The 2,283-nt window shown below is 40.8% G+C and carries 1 protein-coding gene and 1 pseudogene; both read right to left on the bottom strand.

Going from position 1 to position 2,283, the window contains the following annotated elements:
* Positions 1-498: pseudogene (locus SMIDD26_RS12935) on the bottom strand (UDP-N-acetylglucosamine 1-carboxyvinyltransferase); the annotation flags it as partial.
* 428 nt (positions 499-926) lie between these two features.
* Entirely contained in the window at positions 927-2,231 is a 1,305-nt protein-coding gene (eno, locus tag SMIDD26_RS05615) for a surface-displayed alpha-enolase (protein WP_000022821.1), read from the bottom strand.
* Positions 2,232-2,283: the final 52 nt, after the last annotated feature.

Here is a 2,283-nt window from a genome sequence, read left to right as displayed (position 1 = left end):
CCCTACACTAACCGTGTCCATGTAAATACTTGCACCATGAAGTCCTGTATCTTTAGCAGATAACTTCATGTTATCTCCCTCGTAGCTAACAGTGGCACCCATAGCTTCAAACGCCTTAAGGTGTAAGTCAATCGGACGAGGACCAAGATCACATCCTCCCGGTAGGCCAACTGTCGCTTCACCAAAACGCCCCAAGAGGCTCCCATAAAAATAGTAAGATGCACGAAGACTGTTGATTTTTCCATAAGGCATTGGAATATTTTGAACACCTCTTGGATCAATCTCCAATACATCGTCATAACGCTTAACAGTAGCTCCCATCAATTCCATAATTTCGACAAGACTGGCTACATCAGAAATATCTGGAACGCAATCCAAAGTCACCACATCATCAGACAAGATAATAGCTGGAATTAAGGCTACAACACTATTTTTAGCACCACTAATAGTGATTTCACCTTGCAGTGGTAATCCACCATTGATAACAATTTTTCTCATTCTAAGTTTTCAATACTCTTTCAAGATTTCTAATAAGGTCTTTAAAATAAATTATATCATAAATGCAACCTTTTTTCCATTCTTTTCAATTTTATTGGATAAATCAGAGTTGACGAGTTAGTAACTGAATTACTAATACTCAATGAAAATCAAAGAGGAAACTAGCCGCAGGTTGCTCAAAGCACTGCTTTGAGGTTGTAGATAGAACTGACGAAGTCAGTAACATATATACGGCAAGGCGATATTGACGTGCTTTGAAGAGATTTTCGAAGAGTATAATCTTTCTCGAAGAGCTATTGCCCCCTTTTTTGCCCCCTAAATACAAAAATAGCCCTTCGGATAAATTCCGAAGGGCTAGAAACGTTGTTAAATCAACGGCCGAACTTTTGAATTTCATGGTTCGGGATAAAATAGTTCACTGAACTATTTTATTTTTTAAGGTTGTAGAATGATTTCAATCCACGGTATTCAGCTACTTCACCAAGTTGATCTTCGATGCGAAGCAATTGGTTGTATTTAGCGATACGGTCTGTACGTGAAAGTGAACCAGTCTTGATTTGTCCTGCGTTAGTTGCAACTGCGATGTCAGCGATTGTTGAATCTTCAGTTTCACCTGAACGGTGTGATACAACGGCAGTGTAACCAGCTTCTTTCGCCATTTCGATAGCGTCGAATGTTTCAGTAAGAGTACCGATTTGGTTAACTTTGATAAGGATTGAGTTAGCAGCACCTTCTGCAATACCTTTTTCAAGGTAAGAAGTGTTTGTTACGAAGAAGTCGTCACCAACCAATTGAACTTTACCACCAAGACGTTCAGTAAGAGCTTTCCAACCATCCCAGTCATTTTCATCCATACCATCTTCGATAGTGATGATTGGGTATTTGTTTACCAATTCTTCAAGGTAGTCGATTTGTTCTGCAGCAGTACGTACAGCTGCTCCTTCACCTTCAAATTTAGTGTAGTCGTAAACTTTACGTTCTTTATCGTAAAATTCTGATGAAGCACAGTCAAATCCGATAAATACGTCTTTACCAGGAACATATCCAGCAGCTTCGATAGCAGCAAGGATAGTTTCAACTCCGTCTTCAGTTCCTTCAAAACGAGGAGCAAATCCACCTTCGTCACCTACGGCTGTTTCCAAACCACGAGATTTAAGGATTTTCTTAAGAGCATGGAAGATTTCAGCACCCCAACGAAGAGCTTCTTTGAATGATGGCGCACCAGCAGGTACGATCATGAATTCTTGGAAAGCGATTGGAGCGTCAGAGTGAGAACCACCGTTGATGATGTTCATCATTGGAGTTGGAAGAACTTTAGTGTTGAATCCACCAAGGTAGCTGTAAAGTGGGATTTCAAGGTAGTCAGCAGCAGCACGAGCTACAGCGATAGACACACCAAGGATTGCGTTTGCACCCAATTTACCTTTGTTAGGAGTACCGTCAAGAGCGATCATAGCACGGTCGATAGCTTGTTGATCACGTACATCGTAGCCGATGATAGCTTCAGCAATGATGTTGTTTACATTGTCAACAGCTTTTTGTGTACCAAGACCACCGTAACGAGATTTGTCACCGTCGCGAAGTTCAACTGCTTCGTGTTCACCAGTAGAAGCTCCTGATGGAACCATACCACGTCCGAAAGCACCTGATTCAGTGTAAACTTCTACTTCAAGTGTTGGGTTACCGCGTGAGTCTAGGACTTCGCGAGCGTAAACATCAGTAATAATTGACATTTTTTACTCTCCTTATGAGTTAAATTTTTTACACCTCTATAATACCTTAAAA

Source organism: Streptococcus mitis, from assembly GCF_001579035.1.
Lineage (GTDB): Bacteria > Bacillota > Bacilli > Lactobacillales > Streptococcaceae > Streptococcus > Streptococcus mitis_J.
This window is presented reverse-complemented; position numbering and strand designations above follow the sequence as displayed.